Source organism: Budvicia aquatica DSM 5075 = ATCC 35567 (assembly GCF_000427805.1).
GTDB lineage: Bacteria > Pseudomonadota > Gammaproteobacteria > Enterobacterales > Enterobacteriaceae > Budvicia > Budvicia aquatica.
This window is the reverse complement of record NZ_ATYS01000016.1, coordinates 45,435-71,490: the sequence shown is the minus strand read 5'-3', so window position 1 is coordinate 71,490 and position 26,056 is coordinate 45,435. Positions and strand designations below refer to the sequence as shown.

General features: G+C 45.1%; 21 protein-coding genes and 7 tRNA genes. 22 read left to right on the top strand and 6 right to left on the bottom strand.

All coding sequences use genetic code 11. From position 1 onward, the window contains the following. Positions 1–22: 22 nt before the first annotated feature. Both pgm and seqA read right to left on the bottom strand, forming a co-directional pair. Complete coding sequence (gene pgm, locus YWE_RS0107805) at positions 23–1,666, bottom strand: phosphoglucomutase (alpha-D-glucose-1,6-bisphosphate-dependent) (protein ID WP_029094019.1); 1,644 nt, start codon at positions 1,664–1,666, stop codon at positions 23–25. 30 nt (positions 1,667–1,696) lie between these two features. Beyond that, positions 1,697–2,242, bottom strand: a complete 546-nt coding sequence (gene seqA, locus YWE_RS0107800; protein WP_029094018.1) for a replication initiation negative regulator SeqA — start codon at positions 2,240–2,242, stop codon at positions 1,697–1,699. 95 nt (positions 2,243–2,337) lie between these two features. Between seqA and YWE_RS0107795 the strand changes: the two genes are divergently transcribed. The 7 genes from YWE_RS0107795 to fur all read left to right on the top strand — a co-directional run bounded on the left by YWE_RS0107795 (position 2,338) and on the right by fur (position 8,945). Then, positions 2,338–3,087 carry an alpha/beta fold hydrolase gene (locus tag YWE_RS0107795; protein WP_029094017.1) on the top strand — a complete coding sequence of 250 codons (750 nt, stop codon included), beginning with the start codon at positions 2,338–2,340 and terminating at the stop codon, positions 3,085–3,087. Between the two features lie 196 nt (positions 3,088–3,283). Further along, the gene (gene ybfE, locus YWE_RS0107790; protein ID WP_029094016.1) at positions 3,284–3,574 is read left to right on the top strand and encodes a LexA regulated protein; all 291 of its coding nucleotides are present in this window, start codon (positions 3,284–3,286) and stop codon (positions 3,572–3,574) included. A gap of 151 nt (positions 3,575–3,725) precedes the next feature. Continuing rightward, positions 3,726–4,241, top strand: a complete 516-nt coding sequence (gene fldA, locus YWE_RS0107785) for a flavodoxin FldA (RefSeq protein WP_029094015.1) — start codon at positions 3,726–3,728, stop codon at positions 4,239–4,241. 564 nt (positions 4,242–4,805) lie between these two features. Then, on the top strand, positions 4,806–6,872 hold the full coding sequence (locus tag YWE_RS0107780) for a carbon starvation CstA family protein (protein WP_029094014.1): 2,067 nt from the start codon (positions 4,806–4,808) through the stop codon (positions 6,870–6,872). Between the two features lie 83 nt (positions 6,873–6,955). Next, on the top strand, positions 6,956–7,150 hold the full coding sequence (locus tag YWE_RS0107775) for a YbdD/YjiX family protein (protein ID WP_029094013.1): 195 nt from the start codon (positions 6,956–6,958) through the stop codon (positions 7,148–7,150). 111 nt (positions 7,151–7,261) lie between these two features. Beyond that, positions 7,262–8,296 carry a CobW family GTP-binding protein gene (locus tag YWE_RS0107770; RefSeq protein WP_029094012.1) on the top strand — a complete coding sequence of 345 codons (1,035 nt, stop codon included), beginning with the start codon at positions 7,262–7,264 and terminating at the stop codon, positions 8,294–8,296. 199 nt (positions 8,297–8,495) lie between these two features. Further along, complete coding sequence (gene fur / locus YWE_RS0107765; RefSeq protein WP_029094011.1) at positions 8,496–8,945, top strand: ferric iron uptake transcriptional regulator; 450 nt, start codon at positions 8,496–8,498, stop codon at positions 8,943–8,945. Between the two features lie 120 nt (positions 8,946–9,065). Here fur and YWE_RS0107760 read toward each other — a convergent pair whose 3' ends face one another. From YWE_RS0107760 to nagE, 3 genes are all read right to left on the bottom strand, one after another. Next, positions 9,066–9,482: a putative signal transducing protein gene (locus YWE_RS0107760; RefSeq protein WP_211230995.1), complete on the bottom strand. Its 417-nt coding sequence runs from the start codon at positions 9,480–9,482 to the stop codon at positions 9,066–9,068. A gap of 86 nt (positions 9,483–9,568) precedes the next feature. Further along, positions 9,569–11,239 (bottom strand): glutamine--tRNA ligase, encoded by a 1,671-nt coding sequence (glnS, locus tag YWE_RS0107755; protein ID WP_029094009.1) that lies wholly within the window; start codon positions 11,237–11,239, stop codon positions 9,569–9,571. A gap of 363 nt (positions 11,240–11,602) precedes the next feature. Further along, complete coding sequence (gene nagE / locus YWE_RS0107750) at positions 11,603–13,558, bottom strand: PTS N-acetyl glucosamine transporter subunit IIABC (protein WP_029094008.1); 1,956 nt, start codon at positions 13,556–13,558, stop codon at positions 11,603–11,605. A 390-nt stretch (positions 13,559–13,948) separates the two neighbouring features. Here nagE and nagB point away from each other — a divergent pair, with 390 nt between their 5' ends. The 11 genes from nagB (at position 13,949) to YWE_RS0107695 (ending at position 20,236) form a co-directional block, all read left to right on the top strand. After that, positions 13,949–14,749 (top strand): glucosamine-6-phosphate deaminase, encoded by an 801-nt coding sequence (gene nagB, locus YWE_RS0107745; RefSeq protein ID WP_029094007.1) that lies wholly within the window; start codon positions 13,949–13,951, stop codon positions 14,747–14,749. 20 nt (positions 14,750–14,769) lie between these two features. Continuing rightward, positions 14,770–15,915, top strand: a complete 1,146-nt coding sequence (gene nagA / locus YWE_RS0107740) for an N-acetylglucosamine-6-phosphate deacetylase (protein WP_029094006.1) — start codon at positions 14,770–14,772, stop codon at positions 15,913–15,915. Positions 15,916–15,943: 28 nt separating this feature from the next. Further along, complete coding sequence (gene nagC / locus YWE_RS0107735; RefSeq protein WP_029094005.1) at positions 15,944–17,170, top strand: DNA-binding transcriptional regulator NagC; 1,227 nt, start codon at positions 15,944–15,946, stop codon at positions 17,168–17,170. Between the two features lie 241 nt (positions 17,171–17,411). Beyond that, positions 17,412–19,079, top strand: coding sequence for an asparagine synthase B (gene asnB, locus YWE_RS0107730; RefSeq protein ID WP_029094004.1), 1,668 nt, complete (start codon positions 17,412–17,414; stop codon positions 19,077–19,079). Positions 19,080–19,338: 259 nt separating this feature from the next. Further along, positions 19,339–19,415: transfer RNA gene (locus tag YWE_RS0107725), tRNA-Met, on the top strand. Positions 19,416–19,425: 10 nt separating this feature from the next. Next, positions 19,426–19,510, top strand: a tRNA-Leu gene (locus tag YWE_RS0107720). Positions 19,511–19,535: 25 nt separating this feature from the next. Continuing rightward, positions 19,536–19,610: transfer RNA gene (locus YWE_RS0107715), tRNA-Gln, on the top strand. Positions 19,611–19,652: 42 nt separating this feature from the next. After that, a tRNA-Gln gene (locus YWE_RS0107710) sits at positions 19,653–19,727 on the top strand. A 237-nt stretch (positions 19,728–19,964) separates the two neighbouring features. Beyond that, a tRNA-Met gene (locus tag YWE_RS0107705) sits at positions 19,965–20,038 on the top strand. Between the two features lie 13 nt (positions 20,039–20,051). Continuing rightward, a tRNA-Leu gene (locus YWE_RS0107700) sits at positions 20,052–20,136 on the top strand. Between the two features lie 25 nt (positions 20,137–20,161). Further along, positions 20,162–20,236, top strand: a tRNA-Gln gene (locus YWE_RS0107695). A gap of 125 nt (positions 20,237–20,361) precedes the next feature. Here YWE_RS0107695 and ubiF read toward each other — a convergent pair. Beyond that, on the bottom strand, positions 20,362–21,552 hold the full coding sequence (ubiF, locus tag YWE_RS0107690) for a 3-demethoxyubiquinol 3-hydroxylase (protein ID WP_029094003.1): 1,191 nt from the start codon (positions 21,550–21,552) through the stop codon (positions 20,362–20,364). Positions 21,553–21,711: 159 nt separating this feature from the next. Between ubiF and miaB the strand changes: the two genes are divergently transcribed. The 4 genes from miaB to corC all read left to right on the top strand — a co-directional run bounded on the left by miaB (position 21,712) and on the right by corC (position 26,051). Next, the gene (gene miaB, locus YWE_RS0107685) at positions 21,712–23,136 is read left to right on the top strand and encodes a tRNA (N6-isopentenyl adenosine(37)-C2)-methylthiotransferase MiaB (RefSeq protein ID WP_029094002.1); all 1,425 of its coding nucleotides are present in this window, start codon (positions 21,712–21,714) and stop codon (positions 23,134–23,136) included. A gap of 476 nt (positions 23,137–23,612) precedes the next feature. After that, positions 23,613–24,668: a PhoH family protein gene (locus YWE_RS0107675; RefSeq protein ID WP_029094001.1), complete on the top strand. Its 1,056-nt coding sequence runs from the start codon at positions 23,613–23,615 to the stop codon at positions 24,666–24,668. Between the two features lie 3 nt (positions 24,669–24,671). After that, positions 24,672–25,154: an rRNA maturation RNase YbeY gene (ybeY, locus tag YWE_RS0107670; RefSeq protein WP_029094000.1), complete on the top strand. Its 483-nt coding sequence runs from the start codon at positions 24,672–24,674 to the stop codon at positions 25,152–25,154. An 18-nt stretch (positions 25,155–25,172) separates the two neighbouring features. Beyond that, complete coding sequence (gene corC, locus YWE_RS0107665; protein WP_029093999.1) at positions 25,173–26,051, top strand: CNNM family magnesium/cobalt transport protein CorC; 879 nt, start codon at positions 25,173–25,175, stop codon at positions 26,049–26,051. Positions 26,052–26,056: the final 5 nt, after the last annotated feature.

Here is a 26,056-nt window from a genome sequence, read left to right as displayed (position 1 = left end):
TGCTTTTGTAGCAACAGATCGATTATTTTGCCGACGCTAATACCGCACTCACAATATTCACCGCTTCATGTTCAATCTTTTCACGATGCTCCTGACCTAAGAAACTCTCACAATAGATCTTATAAGCTTCTTCAGTACCTGACGGACGTGCCGCAAACCAACCGTTATCCGTCATGACTTTCAGACCACCGATTGAAGCGCCATTGCCCGGCGCAGTCGTCAGGCGAGCCGTAATCTTATCCCCCGCCAGCATGTCAGCGGTGACCATTTCCGGCGATAGCTTAGACAGAATCGCTTTTTGTGCATGAGTAGCCGGTGCCTGAATACGGTTGTAGCTAGGCGCGCCAAAACGTGCCGCTAAATCTTCATAGTGATCCTGCGGATTCTTATCCGTTACCGCCGTAATTTCAGCCGCCAACAGGCACATGATCATGCCATCTTTATCCGTTGACCAAGGCTTTCCATCAAAGCGCAGGAATGAAGCGCCGGCACTCTCTTCGCCGCCAAAGCCTAAAGTCCCGTCAAACAGGCCATCAACAAACCACTTAAATCCGACCGGTACTTCCACTAATTTACGCCCAATACTGGCAACAACCCGATCGATCATTGCGCTGGAAACCAAGGTTTTCCCTACGCCGATATCTTTTCCCCACCGAGGGCGGTGCTGATACAAATAGTTAATCGCCACCGCCAAATAGTGGTTAGGATTCATCAAACCTTTCGGCGTCACAATGCCATGACGGTCATAATCGGGATCGTTGGCAAACGCTAAATCGAACTTATCTCTTAAAGCCAGTAACCCGGCCATCGCGCTAACGGATGAGCAATCCATACGGATAATGCCATCGTGATCCAAGTGCATAAAGCGGAAGGACGGGTCGATAGAATCATTTACCAGCGTGAGGTCTAACTTATAGAACTCGCCGATGCGCTGCCAGTAAGCAATACCTGCTCCGCCTAACGGATCAACGCCTAGCGTCAGCCCGGCCTTTTGAATGGCGGCCATATCAACCACATCAACTAGCTGCTCGACATAAGGCTGAATCAAATCCTGCGGGTGAATAAATCCGCTTTGCTGAGCCGCCGTGAACGTCAGGCGTTTAATACCCTGTAACTTATCTCGCAGTAATTGATTAGCTCTATTTTCAATCCATTGCGTCAGATTCGTGTCAGCCGGGCCGCCATTCGGTGGATTATATTTTATGCCACCGTCTTCTGGCGGATTGTGTGATGGCGTAATTACGATACCGTCAGCCAGCGCGCCGCCTTTACGGTTATAACATAGGATGGCATGTGAAATAGACGGCGTAGGCGTAAAACCGTTGTCTTGCTGTACCACAACGTCCACACCGTTGGCCGTCAGGACTTCTAAAACCGAAATAAATGCCGGCTCAGACAACCCGTGCGTGTCTTTACCGACAAAACACGGGCCAGTTATACCGTTAATCGCACGATTTTCAGCAATTGCCTGAGCGATGGCCAGTATATGAGGCTCATTGAAGCTCTGGCGTACAGAGCTACCTCGATGGCCCGAAGTACCAAACTTCACCGCATGGGCCGAGTTATCGCAATCTGGTTGCAAAACATAATACTCAGCAACTAGCTGAGGAATATTAATCAAATCGCTTTGCTGTGCCAGTTGCCCGGCCCTTGGGTGATTCGCCATTTAAGACACTCCCTGGTACTTACCGATAAATTAAATACTGCTGCAAGTTTGTTCTATTAATTCAGCCGGAAACTGCATTGCGGTCATAATATATTCAACCATGCTGCGTTTACGCTCTGAGTTAGTATTGGTAATAACCCAGTATGGCGTTTCGGGCACTGCTTTTGGCTTGGTATGACGGCCATTTTTTAACAGTGTTTCTTGATTATTAGAAAAATAAATACGGGTGCGGCCATGAAGTGATTCAGTCGCATCAGAAAAATCATTTTTATTGATTTGATAAAGCACTGACAATATAAGTAAAAAACGATCAACCGCGTTTTTTTGCTCGTTGTATTGATCGGACAGTAGTAGCTCGCTGATTTTGCCGCTTCGTTCCGCCGAAGACAGGGCCGAACGCTCTGTTTTTGCGCTAACAACCGCGATATTGGCGCTATCTGCAACCCCTTCAGGCACAACCATTGCCGGAGTGAAATTGAGCATCCGACGTAAAATTTCAGAAGCGCTCTCACCAATATGCAAGGTCTGGCTGGCGATATAACGATAAAGCTCTTCGTCCACTTCGATAGTTTTCATCTTTATCCTATAATTCTTTTCAAGTTATTCATGGAAATTATACGCGTTCGTATCGTGATACTCTAACGCAAAGCAACCAAAGATGTGACATTGTTATGAAATTAAACTACCGCCTTCAAGGTAATGGACCAATAATTGTTCTATTACATGGCCTATTTGGCAATTTAGACAATCTTGGCGTGATTGCCCGAGATCTCCAGCACGATTTTCAAACTTTACAGGTCGATTTACGCAATCACGGTCTTTCGCCTCATTCATCAGACATTAACTATCGGTTGATGGCTGAAGACTTATTGTCACTATTTGATGAGTTGGCGCTCAATGATATTACCGTTGTTGGCCACTCGATGGGGGGGAAAGTCGCTATGATGCTGACTGAACTGGCTGCGGAACGCATAGCGCGCTTAGTCATTATAGATATGGCACCGGTTGCTTATCCGGAACGCCATCATGACGATGTTTTTGCTGCCCTTAATGCCGTCACTGAATCAAAAGTGACACAACGCACTCAGGCCGCGGAGATAATGCGAAAATCAGGGCTGCATGAAGGTGTGATCTCATTTTTGCTTAAATCGTTTAATCAAGGAGAATGGCGTTTTAACGTCCCTGCCCTACAGCAGCACTATTCTGACATTATCGGTTGGCATGAAGTGAGTGCATGGAATAAGCCGGTCATGTTTATTCGCGGTGAGTTATCCCCTTATATCCAAGATAGCTATCGTCCGGCAATTGCACGCCAGTTTCCACAGGCCAGAGCTTACGTTGCTGCCGGTTGCGGCCATTGGGTTCACGCAGAAAAACCTCAGCAGGTTATTCGCGTGATTAGAAAAATGTTACCGTCATGATTTTGTTCAATTAAGCAACCATTGCGACATTTTTACCTACTAATCACGCTTTGTCATTGGCTAGGCGAAGACATCTGCGCTATGATTCACGGTCGCTTTATAAAGTAGCTAGGGAATTCCAATCGGTGCGCCGTCGCGGCAAATCCAAACTGGAACCTCTGTTTTTTGTATTTATCTGGTTTGATAGATTGATTTTATGGCAAAAGAACAATTAGATCGTACAACGCTGGATCTTTTCGCTGATGAGCGTCGTCCCGGTCGCCCCAAAACCAGTACTTTGTCTCGCGATGAGCAATTACGCATTAATAAACGTAACCAGCTTAAGCGCGATAAAGTTCGCGGCTTAAAGCGCGTTGAATTAAAGCTTACGCAGGAAGCGGTTGATGCTTTGGATGAACTCTCTGATGCTCAACAAATTAATCGTAGTGAGCTGATTGAATTGCTGCTTTTGAACGAATATAAAAAGCGGAAGAAAAACCGCGCGTAAAAAGACAGTATTAACCGTCTTCTGATATGATTTTGCTCCCCGTTGCTGATTCCTCCGATGTAGATTAACGATGCCATCCGGCATCAACAATGGTATATTATTGAATACGACGTATTAATATCCATACAATATTTATAAGGTGTAACGCGCTATGGCAACCGTAGGTATTTTCTTTGGTAGCGACACTGGCAATACTGAAAACATTGCCAAGATGATTCAAAAGCAGTTAGGTAAAGAGATCGTTGAAATCCACGATATCGCTAAAAGCAGTAAAGAAGACATCGAGCGCTTCGATACGCTGCTGTTAGGTATTCCAACATGGTATTACGGCGAAGCTCAATGCGATTGGGATGACTTCTTCCCTACGCTTGAAGAGATAGACTTTGAAGGTAAGTTGGTCGCTATTTTCGGCTGTGGCGACCAAGAAGATTATGCTGAATACTTCTGTGACGCGATGGGCACCATCCGCGATATTATTGAGCCTCATGGCGCAACAATTGTCGGTAACTGGCCAACCGCAGGCTATCATTTCGAAGCATCTAAAGGTCTGGCAGATGACGATCACTTTATTGGTTTAGCCATTGATGAAGACCGCCAGCCTGAGCTCACTGCTGAGCGAGTTGCCGCCTGGGTTAAGCAAATCTCTGCCGAAATGAATCTAAACTGATTACTTATTCTATTTCAGCTGCATTACACCATATATTTTATATATAAGTAATGCAGCTACCAGTTTAATCTCAACGCTTCTGAGTTAATACATATTATAAATTACTAAATTTATTATTGTCCTCTCTATATAATCCCCCGCGTGATAGTTCTGGCGTAGTTCACAATTAAAATACAAAAATTTTACTAAGCTGTGAGCAAGTGCAAACTAGTTTTCTCTATCTGTTGATATAATGTTAATTAATAATCCATAAGCTGTGTCCTTTTTAGGGATTATTGTTGATCGTTCTAACTCCAAGATGAGACGTTTGACTTAAAAAACTCTATAAAATACAAGCTATAAAGCAAACACACCGAATATAATTCATTCGAATTATATTCGCACGATAATAATTAAGGTGAGGTATAAGACGAGAAAAATATAATTATTCGATTCAGGTCTCATATTATTTATATAGATGAGCTTGCTATATTCAAATTACCAACTAGCAGCTACCTATATACATAGCTTGGTAATAAATTTTATTTCCTATTTATAGCTTTTTACAAAAGAGGAGGAGTCTCTATGCGCAGCATAGCGTCTCATATTACTTGGTTCGCCGTCGCTATACTTGGTGCCTGTGGACTCGCTATTATTGCGTTGAATAATGGTGAAAAGATTAACGCACTATGGATTGTCGTTGTCGCAGTCTCCGTTTATTTAATTGCATATCGCTATTACAGCCGTTTTATTGCCGACAAGGTGTTACAACTTGATTCAACCCGCATGACGCCAGCTTACCGTCACAATGACGGTCTGGATTATGTACCGACTAATAAATATGTGCTTTATGGCCACCACTTTGCGGCTATTGCCGGCGCTGGTCCACTAGTTGGTCCTGTATTAGCCGCTCAAATGGGCTATTTACCGGGTATGATCTGGATTCTGGCCGGTGTGGTTCTTGCCGGAGCAGTACAGGACTTCATGGTACTGTTCGTCTCAACTCGCCGTGACGGTCGTTCTCTGGGTGACTTGGTTAAATCTGAACTGGGCACCGTTCCCGGGGTCATCGCGCTGTTTGGCGCATTTATGATCATGATTATTATCCTTGCCGTATTGGCATTAATCGTGGTTAAGGCTTTGATTAATAGTCCATGGGGCGCGTTTACCGTTGGTATCACCATCCCTATCGCCCTATTTATGGGTGTATATAGTCGTTATATTCGTCCAGGTAAAATTGGCGAAATATCTATTATCGGATTCGTATTACTGATGCTGGCCATCATTTATGGTGGTGAAATAGCCAAGAATGAAACTCTGGCACCGTACTTCACCTTAGACGGCGTTGAACTGACTTGGGCTCTGATTATCTACGGCGGCATCGCCTCTGTACTGCCTGTTTGGCTGCTACTGGCTCCTCGTGACTATCTGTCAACCTTCCTGAAAATAGGTACCATTGTTGGTCTGGCAATCGGTATTGTGATTATTGCACCTGATTTACAAATGCCTGCAACAACACAGTTTATTGACGGTACCGGTCCGGTATGGTCAGGAAACCTATTCCCGTTCCTGTTTATTACTATTGCCTGTGGTGCTATCTCCGGCTTCCACGCCCTGATCTCTTCAGGTACCACGCCGAAAATGCTTGAAAATGAAAGCCATGCCCGTTTTATCGGTTATGGTGGTATGTTGATGGAATCCTTCGTTGCCATTATGGCGCTGATTGCCGCTTCCGTTATCGACCCGGGCGTTTACTTTGCCATGAACAGCCCGCTGGCGGTTCTTGGGCCAACGGTAGAATCAGCGGCGACAGTGGTCAGTTCATGGGGCTTTACCATAACGCCTGACGTTCTGGTTCAGTATGCTAAAGACGTAGGCGAGACAACCATCGTTTCTCGTGCAGGTGGTGCACCAACGCTGGCTGTAGGTATGGCTCATATTCTAAGCCAAATCACCGGTCCTTCTATGATGGCGTTCTGGTATCACTTTGCTATTCTGTTTGAAGCATTATTTATCCTGACGGCGGTTGATGCCGGTACCCGTGCGGGTCGTTTCATGCTGCAAGACTTGCTGGGTACCTTCGTCCCGTCAATGAAGCGCACTGACTCTTTTGTCGCGAATATCACTGCAACCGGTCTGTGTGTTGCTGCCTGGGGTTACTTCCTGTATCAAGGCGTTGTCGACCCGCTGGGTGGTATCAATACCCTGTGGCCTCTGTTCGGTATTGCTAACCAGATGCTGGCCGCGATTGCATTAACGCTGTGCGCAGTTGTGCTGTTTAAGATGAAGCGCGAGAAGTACGCTTGGGTGGCCGTTATCCCGACTATCTTCCTGTTAGTTTGTACGTTGACAGCCGGATGGCAAAAAGTGTTTGATGCCAACCCGCGCGTAGGCTTCCTGGCATTAGCCAATAAATATAAAGCGTCTCTCACTGAAGGTACGGTTCTTGCTCCGGCCAAATCCCTTGAGCAGATGAGTTCGCTGGTATTTAACAACCAGCTTAATGCCGGCCTCACATTGCTGTTTATGTTTGTTATGCTTAGTGTTGTAGTATTCGGTTTACGTACCGCCTTTAAGGCCCGCGCAAATCCAATGCCAACGGCGAATGAAATTCCTTACCAAGCGATGCCTAAGACCGCTGGTCAGGCTTAAACAACATATTAATCGTTAATATCATGGCGGTAACAGCAGCGAGATCTGCGGTTACCGCCATCGTTATCGGAGGGTTTAAACCCATGTTTGAAGATCTGGCAAAAGTAGGACGTTATCTCGGCCAGGCCGCTCGCCTTATGGTCGGCGTTCCTGACTATGATAACTACGTCCAGCATATGCGCCTGACCCATCCCGATCAGGAAGCGATGACATATGAAGAGTTTTTCCGTGAGCGCCAGGAAGCCCGCTACGGCGGCGGAAATGGCCCCTGCTGTTAAAACCCCATTACAGTTAAAAGATTACCGTTATTAAAAAGTACCTTTTTATAGCTACACATTTAATTATCCATTTTTAACAAACCGCAAAACTATGGCAAAAGGCTATTCGTTATGACCCCCCAACTACAATTGCCGGTAACAATTCTCACCGGCTTCTTAGGCTCCGGCAAAACAACCTTACTAAACTATCTACTGGAGCAGCATCCCGGTGAGCGCATTGCCATTATAGAAAATGAATTTGGCGCCGTTGGCGTTGATGGCGGATTGCTAGGCCAGCGTAGCGGGATTGAAGTTATAGAGCTGACCAACGGCTGCGTATGCTGTAGCGTCAGAGGCGAATTAACCGAAGCCCTGCACGACTTACTGGCTCGCAGAGATGCCGGAACATTGCTGTTTGACCGTTTGTTATTAGAAACCACCGGGCTGGCAGATCCGGCGCCTATTATTCAGGCTTTTTTTGTTGATGATCTGCTGCGTGAAAGATTACAGCTCGACGCAGTAATCACATTGGTTGACAGTGAACATGCACAAAAACAGTTGACTGAACACCGAGTCGCCGTCTCTCAGGTCGGATTCGCCGATAGGCTGATTCTAACCAAACTGGACCGCATTGATTCACAGGCGAAAGAACAGTTACTGGACCGACTGCGTAAAATTAATGCCCGAGCAATTATGTGCGAAGCAGATCACGGAAAATTAGATAAAGACGCATGGATTAATATTCAAGCATTTAATTTAGATGATTCCTTTAATATTGATTCTGCGTTCACGCTTTCACCAAAGAGCAATAACAATCCGGTTACATTTCGTCCGATAATTCAATCACCTACTCTACTAACTCGTTCATGGAATGATGACATAACGTCTCATGTTTTCGAAGCCAATGACGTTGATATCAAACTTATCGGCGCATTTATGGAAACAACCATCGAAAAATATGGTAATGACATGCTACGCTATAAGGGTATCTTATCCATTGCTGGGGAATCCCGCAGGCTGATAGTGCAGGGAGTACACCGCGTAGTTGGATTTGATTATGGTGCCGAATGGAGCACGGATGAAACCCGTAAGACGCTTTTAGTCATCATCGGGCGTAATTTACCAATCGATACATTACGAAATGAATTTTTAGCCACGGTCAAATGAATCACGGCTAACTGACCAAGCCCAATAACATTAACCTTGTAATTCATGAGGTTAAATACACACATGTTATTGTGATGAAAGATGTTTAATTTCAGCTTATGGTTCCCATTTCATGTATCGGGCCCTATAATGGTATATTATAATTTTGTTAACCATTCGCTAGCGATTCGTGGCGTCCCGAATTTAGGAACAAATCTGCATGACTGATAATAATATCGCGCTGAAGAGGGCTGGCCTGAAAGTTACGCTTCCACGACTAAAGATTCTGGAAATACTTCAGGAACCAGAAAATCATCACGTCAGTGCGGAAGATTTATACAAAAGACTGATTGATATGGGAGAAGAAATTGGTTTAGCCACCGTTTATCGCGTGTTAAATCAATTTGACGATGCCGGCATTGTGACCCGTCACAGCTTTGAAGGCGGAAAATCTGTCTTTGAATTAACCCAACAGCATCATCACGATCACCTCATCTGCTTAGACTGCGGACGTGTTATTGAATTCAGTGATGAAGTTATTGAACAACGTCAGCGTGAAATTTCAGAAAAGTATAAGATTAAGCTGACTAATCACAGTTTATATCTGTATGGCAAATGTCTGTCCGGCGATTGCCGTAAAGATGAGACTCTCCATACCACTGACTCTTAAATCTACCGATGGTTATCAATAACCATTAAAAAGCCCGACAGCATATAGCTTCGGGCTTTTTTGTATCTGCATTTCCATCATTTCTATTTTCATAATGTCGTTATGGCGAATAAATACCGATCAATTCTTTGTAAACTTACCGCAGGCGTTACATTTAATTCCATGTTGGTAAAAAAACAGCGGGAAACCTAATAGAATAAAAATCACAAACGCCGATTTTTTTCCTTTGGTATATAACGCCACATTACGACTACCACAGTAAGAACAGCAGCGCTCAGACACCTCTTCACCGCCGCTACCTGATGCTTCAATCACTGAAGGTGAAAAGTCTTCACCCAGGATTTCCCTCGCTTCCTCAAGGTCTGATACCGCCACCAGAACCCTTACGCCCCCGAGGGCATCAGAATATAGCCATTGCATATTTATCGTGTGTTCATCTGCAATATAGGCAGCAATCCCTGCTGATTCAAGATTGCTTTTTGCTATTTGAGCATCCAGTGGAAACGAATATCTAGCAACAACAGCCAGGTTACTCATCTGATAATTCCTTTACCTTGCATATAAAATGTCTCCTGAAACCATCAGTATCAGAAGACATTTTCGCACCATAAATGCCGTATTAATTATGAGTTAGCTTGGGCGGCCCAAGTATCTCGTAGTCCAACAGTACGGTTAAACACCAGTTTGTCTGCCGATGAATGGCGATTATCCGCACAGAAGTAACCTTCCCGCTCGAACTGGTAGGCAAATTCAGGCTTAGCATCCTTCAGACTTGGCTCAACAAAACCATGGGCTACAGATAAAGATTCCATATTAATGGTTGATAAAAAGTCGTCTGCAGCACCAGGATTAGCAACGTTAAACAAACACTCGTAAATACGGAATTCCGCCGTAAGTGCATGTGCCGCAGAAACCCAATGAATAACACCCTTGGCTTTACGTCCGTCAGCCGGGTCTTTACCCAAAGTCTCTGGATCATAAGTACAATAAATACAGGTGATATTGCCATCAGCATCTTTGTCAGCGCGTTCAGCCTTAACGATATAAGCATTTCTCAAACGCACTTCTTTACCTAAAACCAGACGCTTATATTGTTTATTAGCCTCTTCCCGGAAATCAGCACGATCGATATACAGTTCGCGGCTAAAAGGAACGGTACGGGTTCCCATTTCGGGCTTATTCGGATGCGCTGCGATAGTGAGCAGTTCTTCATGGCCTTCAGGGATATTCTCAATGATCACCCTAACCGGATCTAACACAGCCATCGCCCGTGGAGCGTTCTCGTTCAGGTCTTCACGAATACAGGTCTCTAACGCCACCATCTCTACGTTGTTATCCTGCTTAGTAACACCGATACGACGGCAGAACTCACGGATAGACGCAGCGGTGTAACCACGACGGCGCAGGCCTGAAATCGTCGGCATACGAGGATCGTCCCAGCCTTCTACCAGTTTTTCTGTCACTAACTGATTGAGCTTACGCTTAGACATAATGGCGTATTCTAAATTCAGTCGGGAAAACTCATACTGGCGCGGATGACATGGAATAGTAATATTGTCTAATACCCAGTCATACAGACGGCGGTTATCCTGAAACTCTAAGGTACAAAGAGAATGAGTAATGCCTTCCAGCGCGTCAGAAATACAGTGGGTAAAGTCATACATCGGATAGATGCACCACTTGCTTCCGGTCTGGTGGTGGTCAGCAAACTTAATCCGATATAAAACCGGATCGCGCATCACCATAAATGATGAACTCATATCTATCTTAGCGCGCAGGCAGGCCGAACCTTCAGCAAACTCACCGTTTTTCATTTTCTCAAACAGCGCAAGGTTTTCCTCAATGCTGCGATCGCGATACGGACTGTTTTTACCGGCTTCCGTTAATGTACCGCGGTACTGGCGCATCTCTTCTGCCGTCAACTCATCGACATAGGCTAAGCCTTTACTGATAAGTTCGACGGCATACTGATATAACTGGTCAAAATAATCAGAGGAATAACGCACAGCGCCATCCCAATGGAACCCCAGCCATTGAACGTCATTTTTAATTGATTCAACGTATTCGATATCTTCTTTCACCGGGTTGGTATCATCAAAACGCAGGTTGCATAACCCTTGATAATCCTGAGCAATACCGAAATTCAGGCAAATAGATTTTGCATGACCAATGTGAAGGTAACCATTCGGCTCCGGTGGAAAACGTGTTTGTACAGTTTTATGCTTACCGGATGCTAAATCTTCGTCAATAATTTGACGGATAAAATTAGTTGGGCGGACTTCAGCCTCACTCATTTATTTTTTCCTCTATGCCAAATGCAAAAGCGCTCACAACGTAGCTAGCCAAAATAATTCGAGTTGCAGGTGGACTAATCCCGATTGGCTTATATTCATAAGTGATTCGGGTCATTGAGCGTGGTTAACGCACCTGTAACTTGAAGTATGACGGGTATAACCTCTTATAATCCAACAACCGCCATCCAGACACAACCGTTTGTTGCATCAAAATGAATTTCAACAACAAAGTCGTCGGTTATTCATGCGTTGAGTATCCGGCTTATTTTACCCGTTCAGGGTATATATACCCTAAATAAAAAAAGCGGGAAGGTTTCCCTTCCCGCTCATTCAATTTGATTGCTAAGCAATAAGTTTAAATACTTATCCTTTGATATCAAAAAGTTTAGTCTGACCTGCAACAACGTTGCCACTGGCAATATCAATAACGCCGGCGAAATCATCAATGTTGCTGACAACCACCGGGCTGATGATAGAAGCAGCATTCAGTGCCAGATAGTCAAGATCCAACTCAAGTACTGGATCACCCGCTTTAACCGTTGCGCCCTCTTCGGCTAAACGTTTAAAACCTTGGCCATTCAATTTAACGGTATCAATACCGATATGAACGACAACTTCGGCACCATCTTCCGTTTCTAAACAAAATGCGTGGTTAGTACCGAAAATCTTAACCAACGTACCGTTAGCGGGTGAGACCACCAGATTGCCGGTAGGACGAATCGCAATACCATCACCCACAGCTTTGCTGGCAAAGGCTTCATCAGGAACGCTTTCTAACGCAACGATCTCACCGGTAATGGGAGAAACAAGGCTGCTTAACTTAGCCGCTTTGTTAATTTCAACCGCTTTAGCCGGCGCCGCCTCAACGGCCGGGGCTTCAGCCGCGGCAGCATGGCTAACAACCTTAGGTGCAGCACCGGAAGCAATTACTTTACGCATACTATCGGCAATCGATTCGGCTTTAGCACCCACAATAATCTGGATACTTTGCTTATTCAATTTCACTACGCCGGCTGCGCCTAAACGCTTAGCGGCATTTGAGTCAACCATTCCGGAATCTTTTACCGTTAAACGTAAACGGGTAATACATGCATCAATACCGGTCAAGTTATCGCTACCGCCGATGGCATTGATGTAACTGATAGCTAACGTATCCAGACCTTCGGTTGTATTGCTGTTTGCTTCAGGCGTGACTTCGGTTGAAGCATCTTCACGACCCGGCGTTTTCAGATTGAATGCGCGGATAATCACGGTGAACAGTACGAAGTAGACCACGAACGCAACCAGACCCATTACTAGCAGTATCCACACGTTGCTGCTCGCGGCAGGCAATTTGTACATTAATGCATAGTCAATCGCACCGGCAGAGAAGGTAAATCCGGCGTGGATTCCTAATGCTGTTGCGATATACAGGCTGATACCAGTCAGAATAGCGTGAACTAAATAAAGTAACGGAGCCAAGAACATGAACATAAATTCAAGTGGCTCAGTAACACCGGTCAGGAATGCGGTTAACGCAACGGATAACAGTAAACCACCCACAGAAGCACGACGCTCTGGCTTAGCGGCGAAGTACATAGCAAATGCTGCACCCGGTAAACCAAACATCATAATCGGGAAGAAGCCCGACATAAACATCCCTGCGGTTGCATCACCATTGTAGAAACGGTTGATATCACCGTGGAACACTTTACCTGCCGCATCGGTATAATCACCAATCTGGAACCAAGCGATAGTATTAAGCACTTGGTGCAGGCCGGTAGGAATCAGCAAACGGTTAACAAAACCAAAGATACCTGAACCCAGAGCGCCTTGAGATACGATCCACTCACCACCCAGTTGAATGGCGTGTTGAATTGGAGGCCAGACATAGCCGAAGATGGCGGCAAGGATTAAACAGAAGAAACCTGTCGCAATAGGAACAAAGCGCTTACCGCCGAAGAATGATAAGAAGTCAGGCAGTTTGATATCAGACCAGCGGTTATAAACTGCACCACCGACTAAACCGGCAATAATACCGGCCAATACGCCCATATTAATACTGGCCTCAATGGTGACCGTTGCTTTTGTCAGGATAAAGAAGCCGACTGCACCGGCAAGAGCTGCAGAACCTGCGTTATCTTTAGACCAGGTCGATGCCACACCGATAGCAAAAATCAGCGCCAAATTATCAAAGATAGCCGCGCCGGCCTGAGCCATAAACGCTAAGTTTAGTAAGTCCGGTTGACCAAAACGCAGCATTAATGCGGCAACTGGTAGTACAGCGATCGGAAGTTGTAGCGACCGCCCTAGTCGTTGAAAAAATCCAAGTATATTCACCTTGTTTCCCCTTGCATGCCCTAGAGTAGGGCTTATATTTTTATACTCAACAATAAGGCGTCCACGGTAACCGCTCTTTTGTTACTGACTGATAGACAAGATACAACTTACGACTTACGACTTATATAATATACAGTGTAAAAAATATATTTCGCATCACAAATTAAAACCTCCTAATTTGTGATTAACGTCACCAAAAACCTGCTTAACTCTTCTTACTGACTAGCTATACAGCGCAACTTATTTTATCATTAAAAATATCAATACTACATAGTATTGGAAGCGTGTTTGGATAACGTGCGTTATAGTTATAGCTAATAATTTCAACATGTCACGTTTAACTTCACCTATTTCAGTATAGCCCGTGTTATGTAACCAAGAGGTATGTACATGAGACTTATCCCGTTAGAGAGTTCAAAGGACGTTGGACTTTGGTCTGCACGTCACATTGTTAATCGCATTAATGCGTTTAAACCTACGGCCGACCGCCCTTTTGTTTTGGGCCTCCCGACAGGCAGCACCCCGCTAAATACTTATGTTCGCTTAATTGAATTGCATAAAGCCGGTGAAGTAAGCTTCAAACATGTGGTTACATTCAATATGGATGAATACGTGGGCTTAGAAAAACATCATCCGCAAAGCTACCACACCTTTATGCATGATAATTTCTTCAGCCACGTCGATATCCAGCCAGAGAATATTAACTTATTAAATGGCAATGCCAGTGATATTACGGCTGAATGTAAACGCTATGAAGATAAAATTAAGTCATATGGCAAAATTCATCTCTTTATGGGTGGCGTAGGTAACGACGGGCACATTGCATTTAACGAACCGGCATCATCGTTGTCGTCCAGAACCAGAATTAAAACGCTGACTGAAGAAACTCGTCTTGCTAACTCACGCTTCTTCGATAACGATATCAATCAAGTACCCAAGTTTGCACTGACTATCGGTGTCGGGACGCTGATGGATGCGATTGAGGTTATGATCTTAGTCACCGGTCATAAAAAAGCACAGGCATTAGCTGCCGCCGTTGAAGGCTGCGTCAATCATCTTTGGACAGTCTCTGCCTTACAGTTACATCCTAAGGCTATCCTGGTCTGCGATGAGCCATCAACGATGGAGCTCAAAATTAAAACCGTTAAATATTTCCGCGAACTTGAAGCTGAAAATATTAAAAATCTGTAATCTGTATTAAGGGGTTTGCCATGTATGCTTTGACCCAGTGCCGGATATATACTGGCCATGATATTCTCGATAACCATGCAGTAATCGTTGCTGATGGCTTAATTCAACAGGTATGCCCCGAATCTGACTTACCGGCTGATATTGAAATTAAACATCTTCAGGGTGCAATGCTGGCGCCCGGTTTTATCGACGTGCAATTAAATGGCTGCGGCGGCGTTCAATTCAACGACTCCTTTGATGCAATATCCATCGATACGCTTGAAATAATGCAGCGGGCAAATGAAAAGTCAGGCTGCACCAGTTATCTTCCAACGCTTATCACTTCAAGCGATGAAATGATAAAATACGCTATTGATGTCATGCGTAAATATTTACTCAGCCATGCTAATCAGGCCTTGGGGCTTCATATTGAAGGCCCCTATATTAACCCGATTAAAAAAGGGACGCATAATCCCGATTTGATCCGCAAACCAGACCCGGCGATGATCGACTACTTTTGCGCCAATGCCGATGTCATTACCAAAGTGACGCTGGCACCGGAACAGGTTGAAAGTCATTATATTCGCCAATTAGTCAATGCGGGTATTGTGGTATCTGCCGGTCATTCCAATGCCACTTATGAACAGGCGCGTAAGGGATTTGCCGCCGGAATTAGTTTTGCCACCCATTTGTATAATGCCATGCCTTATATTACCGGTCGTGAACCCGGTTTGATGGGCGCTATTTTCGATACGCCGGAAGTCTATACCGGTATAATAGCCGATGGTCATCACGTTGCCTGGCCCAGCATTCGTAACGCAAAACACTCGAAAGGCGACAAGCTGGTATTAGTGACCGATGCTACAGCCCCTGCCGGTGCCAATATAGATCATTTTATTTTTGCAGGTAAACCCGTATATTACCGCAATGGAATGTGTGTGGATGAAAATGGCACCCTTAGCGGATCGGCACTAACAATGATTGAAGCGGTAGCTAACAGCGTACAATTTGTTGGCATATCGCTTGATGAAGCTATTCGTATGGCAACGCTTTATCCTTCAAGAGCACTCGGTGTGTCCCAACATCTGGGTAGCATAGAAGCGGGTAAAGTCGCCAACCTCACTGCATTTACGCATGATTTTAACGTCACTCATACCTGCACTAACGGGGTAATGAAGCAGTGGTAATCACTCATATATACAGGAAATAGCGGTCATGACGACAGTGGGCGGTCAAATAGGTAATATCGATTTAGTTAAACAATTAAATGGTGCCGTTGTTTACCGCCTGATAGATCAACAAGGCCCTATCTCCCGTATACAGATTGCCGAGCTTAGCCAGCTTGCACCCGCAAGTATTACAAAAATCACCCGACAGCTTTTGGATCGCGGGTTGATTAAAGAGGTTGAACAACAGGCTTCAACCGGCGGGCGCAGAGCCGTTTCTATCGTAACTGAAAATAGAGCCTTCCACACCGTAGCGGTTCGCCTTGGCCGCAACGGTGCAACCATTACCTTATATAACCTTAGCGGCAAACCTCTGGCAGAAGAAGCCTATTTGCTGCCAGAGCGGACTCAGGAAACCCTTGAAAAAGGATTACTGGATGCTATTGCCGCCTTTATTAATACCTTTAGCAACAAAATTCGCGAACTTATCGCTATTGCGATTTCGATGCCGGGATTAATCGATCCTGAAGACGGCATCGTCAAATATATGCCACATATCAATGTTGATGAATGGCAGTTAAAAAAGGCCATCCGCGATCGTTTTAATGTCAGCTGTTTTGTTGGCCACGATATTCGCGGCCTTGCCCTCGCCGAACACTACTTTGGCGCCACTCAGGACTGTGAAGACTCATTGTTAGTCAGAGTTCACCGGGGTACCGGAGCGGGCTTCATTATCAACGGGCAAATCTTTCTTGGCAAAAATCGCAACGTTGGTGAATTAGGGCATATTCAAATAGACCCATTAGGCGAACGTTGTTACTGCGGTAATTTTGGCTGTCTGGAAACCGTCGCCTCCAATGCAGCGATAGAGCAACGCGTTCGTAATCTGTTAAATCAGGGCTATCAGAGCAAGCTAACGCTGGACGACTGTAGCATTTCGGCCATTTGCAAAGCGGCAAACAAAGGTGATGAATTAGCAATTAACGTCATTGAACTCGTTGGCCGCTACTTAGGCCGTGGTATATCCATGGCGATTAATCTATTTAATCCTCAAAAAGTCGTGATTACCGGTGATATCGCTGAAGCTGAAAAAACACTATTGGCCGCGATACAAAGCTGTATCGACACTCAGGTGTTGATTAACTTTAGAAAAGATTTACCCGTGGTGGTATCCCAATTAGATCATCGTTCTGCCATTGGTTCATTTGCATTAGTAAAACGCTCAATGCTAAACGGCGTTTTACTGCAACATTTACTCGGCGACAATAACGATTAATCAACCGGATAGTTTTCCCTTTCTCTATACGCCTATTTAGTTTTCAATATTTCAGTGCACTGCCCAACGATGGAACATTGCACTGAAATAAATCGTTGCTTGCACCAACCTTGTGCAAATCAACTGCTATGATAATAAATATCTATCCAACAAGACCCTCTCATCAATATCAATTAGATAGTCACTCTGGCGCAGTAATTGCATTAGATAATTCAATGTCAACAGAACAAGAGAGATAACAATGTGTTCAATATTTGGTGTACTCGATATTAAATCAGATCCCATTGAGTTGCGTAAAAAAGCATTAGAAATGTCCCGCCTAATGCGCCACCGTGGTCCTGACTGGTCCGGTGTTTATGCCTCAGATACGGCAATTTTAGCCCATGAACGTTTATCTATTGTCGACGTGAATAACGGTGCTCAACCTCTTTATAACGCTGCTCATACTCACGTACTGGCCGTTAACGGTGAAATTTATAACCATCAGGAAATTCGCCGCCAGCTAAAAGATAAATATGAGTTCCAGACTGAATCAGATTGTGAAGTGATTCTGGCGCTTTATCAGGAAAAAGGTATCGATTTTCTTGATGAACTCCAGGGCATGTTTGCCTTTATTCTGTATGACACTACCGACAATAGTTATTTGATTGGCCGTGACCATATCGGCATTATTCCGTTGTATACCGGTCATGATGAAAACGGCAATTTCTTCGTTGCTTCAGAGATGAAAGCGCTGGTGCCGGTATGCAAAACGATTAAAGAATTTCCAGCCGGAAGTTATATGTCTAGCGATGACCACCAAATTAAGCGCTATTACCAGCGTGACTGGATGGAGTTCGATAACGTTAAAGACAATCCGACAGACGCTAATCAACTGCGCAATGCTCTGGAAGAGGCGGTAAAAAGCCACCTGATGTCAGACGTTCCTTACGGCGTATTACTATCAGGCGGCTTAGATTCTTCGGTTATTTCTGCCATCACCAAAAAGTATGCCGCCCGCCGGATTGAAGACAATGAGCGCAGTGAGGCATGGTGGCCACAATTGCACTCTTTTGCCGTTGGTCTTGAAGGCTCCCCTGACCTGATTGCCGCTAAAAACGTTGCTAACCATTTAGGGACTGTTCATCACGAAATCCACTTTACCGTTCAGGAAGGGATGGATGCCATTCGTGATGTTATTTATCATATTGAAACTTATGATGTTACCACCATCAGAGCGTCAACTCCGATGTACCTGATGGCGAGAAAAATCAAAGCGATGGGAATCAAAATGGTCCTGTCCGGCGAGGGGGCAGATGAAGTCTTCGGCGGATATCTCTATTTCCATAAAGCGCCAAATGCTAAAGAGTTCCATGAGGAAACCGTACGCAAACTATTAGCGCTACATATGTATGACTGTGCCAGAGCAAACAAAGCGATGTCTGCATGGGGTGTTGAAGCCCGCGTCCCCTTCTTGGATAAAAAATTCCTTGATGTTGCAATGCGTATTAATCCGCAAGATAAAATGTGTGGCAATGGCAAAATGGAAAAGCATATTGTGCGCGAATGTTTTGAATCTTATCTTCCGGCCAGCATCGCATGGCGTCAAAAAGAACAATTTTCTGATGGCGTAGGCTATAGCTGGATTGATAGCTTAAAAGAGGTGGCTGCGAAGCAAATTACCGACCAGCAATTAGAAACGGCCAAATTCCGTTTTCCATACAATACGCCGAACTCAAAAGAGGCCTATTTGTATCGTGAAATTTTTGAAGAGCTATTCCCTCTTCCCAGTGCTGCAGAGTGCGTTCCGGGAGGGCCGTCAGTGGCATGTTCATCCGCTAAGGCTATTGAATGGGATGAATCCTTTAAAAGAATGGACGATCCCTCCGGACGTGCCGTCGGTGTTCATCAGTCAGCGTATAAAAAATAATTTATTGCTGACGATGACCGGCTGAAATCACACAATAAAAGCAGATGAAATATCATCTGCTTTTATTTTTAGAGCGAATACTTAATAAACAGAAAGATAAGACAAAAAACGTTTTTTTGTCTCTTTTATCGTCATATCGGTTACAAGCCAAACAATCAGACTCCACAGAGCCATTTATAACAAAAAACTTGTTGACTGAAAGGAAGCAGATACGCATAATGCGCCCCGCAACGCCGTTGAAGGTTGAGCAAGATATTATGGCTACGTAGCTCAGTTGGTTAGAGCACATCACTCATAATGATGGGGTCACAGGTTCGAATCCCGTCGTAGCCACCATAATATATTTGCGGGAGTGGCGAAATTGGTAGACGCACCAGATTTAGGTTCTGGCGCCGCAAGGTGTGCGAGTTCAAGTCTCGCCTCCCGCACCATTTCCTTCAATGACAATGCATCGGGTGGGGTATCGCCAAGCGGTAAGGCAACGGGTTTTGATCCCGTCATCCCCAGGTTCGAATCCTGGTACCCCAGCCATTTCTATTCTCTCCCCGAAAATAGAATCTAAAAATTATCCTTTGGGGTATCGCCAAGCGGTAAGGCAACGGGTTTTGATCCCGTCATTCCCAGGTTCGAATCCTGGTACCCCAGCCATAATTTTCTCCTCAATTTAGTTCATCGATATTCAATCCAAACTTCCAATACTCATTTGTAATTCTTCTCAGCTATCGGCCGACTTTTAGATAAATTGGTTAAAAAAATAGCAATTAAAACCTAAAACGATCTTATCCGGTTATAACCTGAGCATTCAGTTAATCAAAACCTTGACGAAAGAGATTCAGATACGGATAATGCGCTCCGCAATGCCGTGAAGGTAAAGCAAGATATTATGGCTACGTAGCTCAGTTGGTTAGAGCACATCACTCATAATGATGGGGTCACAGGTTCGAATCCCGTCGTAGCCACNATAATATATTTGCGGGAGTGGCGAAATTGGTAGACGCACCAGATTTAGGTTCTGGCGCCGCAAGGTGTGCGAGTTCAAGTCTCGCCTCCCGCACCATTTCCTTCAATGACAATGCATCGGGTGGGGTATCGCCAAGCGGTAAGGCAACGGGTTTTGATCCCGTCATCCCCAGGTTCGAATCCTGGTACCCCAGCCATTCTTTTACTCTCTCTAAGTTCCCCTTAGGCATCTTCCTTAGATATACCCATCATTAGTAAAAATGCAGATATAAAAAAACCCGCTTTCGCGAGCTTTTTGTCTTGCCTGGGTATTTGGATAAGCCTAAAGGCCTAGCGCATACTTTAACGCCCATTCTTTTAGCTTCCCGGCCCGCTGTGCGGCCATCAAAGCCAGATTACGGACTAGGCGTAGCGGCGGTAATTGATTGCTAAAGGCTTTGTAGAACACGTCCATTCCGGCCTGCATAAGTAAATTATCCGGATATCGTCTTAGCTGATAACGATTGAGAACCTCATCTGACGCGTAGTCTTTGCCCTTCTTATTGGCATCTATCAATACTTCAAGCAGCACTTCAACATCCCGATAGCCTAAGTTTACCCCCTGCCCCGCCAGTGGATTAATGGTGTGAGCGGCATCGCCAACAATCACCACGCCAGATTTAAAGTAGCGCTGAGCATGGCGACGGATTAATGGAAAAGATGCCGCAGCCTTAGCCTTAACTGAACCTAGTCGTTCAGGAAATCCGCTGGCAATTTCACGATCCAGTTCAGCTAATGAAAGGGACTGTAAATGCCGAATACGGGCCGGAGAGTCATACCACACCAGTGACGCATGACGATCAAACAGAGGCAAAAATGCGCGCGGCCCGGATGGGTAGAATTTCTGCCAGGTTGTATCCTCAGGTAAATCTTGAGTCTCGACTGAAATCAACATACAGGATTGACGATATTGCCAGCCTGTAATGCCGATGCCGGCTAGTTTTCGTACCATCGAGTTAGCCCCGTCAGCACCAATAACCAGCGGAGATCGTAAACAATCCCCGTTATCCAAAATGACATCCCAGCGTTCAGGTCGTTGCGCTGTTTTAACCATTCGCTCTAACTTTGCCGGGCAGTAAAGATCCAAATCAGCATACTGTTCAAACTGCTGCCATAATCCTAACTGAAGTAAACGGTTCTCAACCATAAATCCAAGTTCGGGCAATGAAAGCGATGCCGCATCAAAAACAACTTTCGACTCTTCCCACTCCCAGGTTTCAAGACGTCGATAGGGAGTAATGCGCATTTTCTTAATAGCCGACCAGGCACCTAAACGTTCAAGTAATGCGACGGAGGTACATCCGATAGCCGAAATTCGAATATCGGGTTCACTATCAGCAATAAATTCAGACGGGCTTTCATGCTCAATAATAGCCACTGACCAACCAGCTTGAACTAATCCCAAGGCTGCAGCGGCACCAACCATGCCACCGCCGACAATAATGGCATCATAATTTTTTATTGTATTGTTCATCTTGTCATCCCATTGCTGTTAATCCTTACTGAAATAAAGTGTACCGGATTTTTACAATTCCTTCAGTCTTGAAGATCGCCTATCGCTGGTCACGGGGCTAACAAACTATTACAATGTGCGCCCTGCATGGGCTTTAACCTGTACTGAGTAAACGAATCGATGACTAAGAAACTATATATTAAGACTTGGGGTTGCCAGATGAATGAGTATGATTCATCTAAAATGGCCGACCTATTAGAAAGTACTCACGGCCTTCAGATGACTGAAATCGCTGAAGAAGCGGATATTCTGTTACTGAATACCTGCTCGATTCGCGAAAAAGCCCAGGAAAAAGTATTCCATCAGTTAGGCCGCTGGAAAAAATTCAAAGACTCACGACCGGATATTATTATCGGCATTGGTGGCTGTGTTGCTTCTCAAGAAGGTGAGCACATCCGCGAGCGCGCCCCGTTCGTTGATATTATCTTCGGACCACAAACCTTACACCGCCTGCCGGAAATGATTAACCACGTCAGCGGAACTCGCAGTCCGGTGCTGGACATCAGCTTCCCGGAGATCGAGAAATTTGACCGTTTGCCGGAGCCTAAGGCTGAAGGCCCTACCGCCTTTGTTTCCATTATGGAAGGCTGTAATAAGTACTGTACTTATTGCGTTGTGCCCTATACCCGCGGTGAAGAAGTTAGCCGTCCATGCGACGACGTACTGTTTGAAATTGCTCAACTTGCGGCTCAAGGCGTTCGGGAAGTTAATCTGTTGGGTCAAAACGTTAATGCCTATCGCGGCCCATCGTTTGATGGCGGAATCTGTACTTTTGCCGAGTTATTGCGTTTAGTTGCCAGCATTGACGGTATTGACCGCCTGCGTTTTACCACCAGCCACCCTATCGAGTTTACTGATGATATTGTGGAAGTTTATAAAGACACCCCGGAGCTGGTGAGTTTCGTGCATTTACCGGTTCAAAGCGGCTCTGATCGCGTGCTGAATATGATGGGAAGAACCCATACCGCACTGGAATATAAGTCAATTATTCGCAAGCTGCGCGCAGCGCGCCCGGATATCCAGGTCAGCTCTGACTTCATTGTTGGTTTCCCCGGGGAAACCCAGCAGGACTTCGAACAAACCATGAAGCTGATTGCCGATGTTGATTTCGATATGAGCTACAGCTTTATCTTCTCAGCGCGTCCTGGAACGCCGGCAGCAGATATGGTTGATGATGTATCGGAAGATGAGAAAAAACAGCGTCTGTATATATTACAGGAGCGAATTAGCCAACAGGCCATGCAATATAGCCGTCGGATGCAGGGCAGCGTTCAACGAATTTTAGTTGAAGGCACTTCCCGTAAAAGCATTATGGAACTGTCAGGCCGCACAGAAAACAATCGCATCGTAAACTTCGAAGGGACACCGGATATGATCGGTAAGTTTGCCGACGTTGAAATTGTTGAAGTTTATCCTAACTCCCTGCGTGGCAAATTAGTCAGAACTGAGGAGGAGATGAACCTCCGCGTTCAGGAGTCTCCTGAAGCCATTATTGCCAGAACCCGCAAAGAAGATGAGCTGGGTGTCGGGCAATACCAACCATAAATATCGCTGACTAGAAAAAGATGTGATGTTGGTCGGTGAAGTATTTCTACATCATATCAGCCTACTATATCGTCATCCCGGCGAAAGCCGGGATTCAAGTTTTAGCTAACCGACAACGCGGTTGCTCTCTCGTCATCCCGGCTTTATTCCTCACCTTGGCCGTTAAGATTAATAACTTATTTTTCAGCATGCTGAATGTTGTCCATTCTGTGCATAAAATCTAACTTATCCCAAGCTATTGCTTCACCGCTTTGCTCACCTTCTTTAATTAACCGACCTAATCTCACTGACTGGTTCCAAAATGGAATCCACTTCAAAAATACAGGCAGATAAAAAACAGGCTATTCATGCTCGAACCGCTAGCATTAACCGAAAGCACCATAGGAATAATGACTTAAGTTATCTATAATCAAACTAAAAGCACATTACTACCGCGCATAAGGCTGACTGCGCCAACCCAGCATGAGAGGTCTGACTTGAATATAGCTACCCAAGAAGTTTCGCTTGAACCCGCAGACAATGAACGTTTAAACAACTTATGCGGCCCGTTTGATGACAATATTAAACAGCTTGAGCGACGCCTTGGCATTGAGATTAACCGCCGCGATAATAAGTTTACGCTGGTCGGAAAATCTTCCTGTGTTGACGTTGCTAAAGATATTCTTCTTAACCTTTATGTTGATACTGCGCCTGTGCGCGGCATCATGCAGGATATTGAACCTGACCAGATTCATCTGGCAATTAAAGAATCTGGCGTGTTGGAGCAAATAGCCGACTCCGTTCCGGATTATGGCAAGGCGGTGATCATCAAGACCAAACGAGGTCTGATCAAGCCAAGAACGCCTAATCAGGCACGGTATATTGCTAATATTCTCGACCACGATATTACATTTGGTATTGGCCCCGCAGGAACCGGTAAAACCTATCTGGCCGTTGCTGCCGCAGTCGATGCGTTGGAACGTCAAGAAATACGTCGAATCTTGCTCACCCGCCCTGCGGTTGAAGCAGGAGAAAAGCTAGGTTTTTTACCCGGCGATTTAAGCCAAAAAGTCGACCCTTATTTACGTCCGCTGTACGATGCTTTATTTGAAATGCTCGGGTTTGAAAAGGTTGAAAAATTAATCGAACGCAACGTTATTGAAGTTGCACCTTTAGCCTATATGCGCGGACGCACGCTCAACGACGCCTTTATTATTCTGGATGAAAGTCAGAATACCTCGATAGAACAAATGAAAATGTTCCTGACTCGTATCGGCTTTAACTCTAAGGCCGTTATTACCGGTGACATTACTCAAATCGATTTACCAAGGGCGCAAAAATCCGGATTACGCCACGCAATTGAAGTATTATCCAACGTTGACGAACTCAGCTTTAACTTCTTCCATAGCGAAGACGTTGTCAGACACCCGGTAGTCGCTCGAATTGTTATCGCCTATGAAGCCTGGGAAGCTGAAGACCAAAAGCGCAGAGATTCACAAGCAGAACAACGTAAACGCGATTATCAACACCCTTCTGAACCGGATAGACATTAAGCCATGACCGACACTAAGCACGTTATTTTAGATTTACAAATCGCCTGTGAGGACCAACAAGGTCTTCCAGGTGAGCAAGATTTTCAGCGCTGGCTGGACGGCACCATTCTGTCTTTTCAAGCTGAGTCAGAAGTGACTATCAGACTGGTGGACATCGAAGAAAGCCACCAGCTTAACCACACTTATCGAAATATGGATAAACCCACTAACGTTCTGTCATTTCCTTTTGAAGCCCCCCCTGAAATAGAATTACCGCTATTAGGGGATTTAATCATCTGTCGTCAGGTGGTAGAAAAGGAAGCCGCAGAGCAAAATAAGATTTTATTCGCACATTGGGCGCATATGGTTGTCCATGGTAGCCTCCATCTGTTAGGGTATGACCACATCACAGATGATGATGCTGAAGAAATGGAGTCTTTAGAAACTGAGATCATGCAAGAGTTGGGTTATCCTGACCCTTATGCCTCAGAAAAAGACACTGTCTAACTAACTAATAAAGAATGCATGAGCGACGATCATTCACAAAGTAACGATGGCCCCGTTCCCAAAAAGGGCTTCTTTTCCCTAATCCTTGGTCAATTTTTTCACGGTGAGCCTAAAAACCGCGGTGACTTGGTTGATCTTATCCGAGATTCAGAGCAAAACGACCTGATTGATCCCGATACCCGTGACATGCTGGAAGGCGTGATGGATATTGCTGAGCAACGGGTTCGCGATATCATGATCCCACGCTCCCAGATGATTACCTTAAAACGTAATCAACCGCTGGAAGAGTGTCTGGATGTGATTATTGAATCTGCCCACTCCCGATTCCCGGTCATCAGTGAAGACAAAGACCATATTGAAGGCATTTTAATGGCTAAAGATTTATTGCCATTTATGAGTAAAGATTCTCAGCCATTCAGTATTGATAAAGTCTTACGGCCTGCTGTGGTGGTGCCTGAAAGCAAGCGGGTTGACCGCATGCTTAAAGAGTTCCGCTCCCAGCGCTATCATATGGCGATTGTAGTTGACGAGTTCGGCGGCGTATCCGGTCTGGTCACTATCGAAGACATCCTCGAGCTGATTGTTGGCGAAATCGAAGATGAATATGACGATATTGAAGATCGCGATATTCGCCAGCTAAGCCGCCATACTTTTACCGTGCGGGCACTTACGCCTATCGAAGAGTTTAATGAAGTCTTCTCAACGTCTTTCAGCGATGAAGAAGTGGACACCATCGGCGGTTTAATTATGCAAGCCTTTGGCCATTTACCGTCCCGGGGAGAGATTATTACTATCGATGGCTACCAGTTTAAAGTGGCTATGGCTGACAGCCGGCGCATTATTCAGGTTCATGTCACGATTCCTGATGAATCGCCACAGCCTCAATTGGAAGAATAAATAGT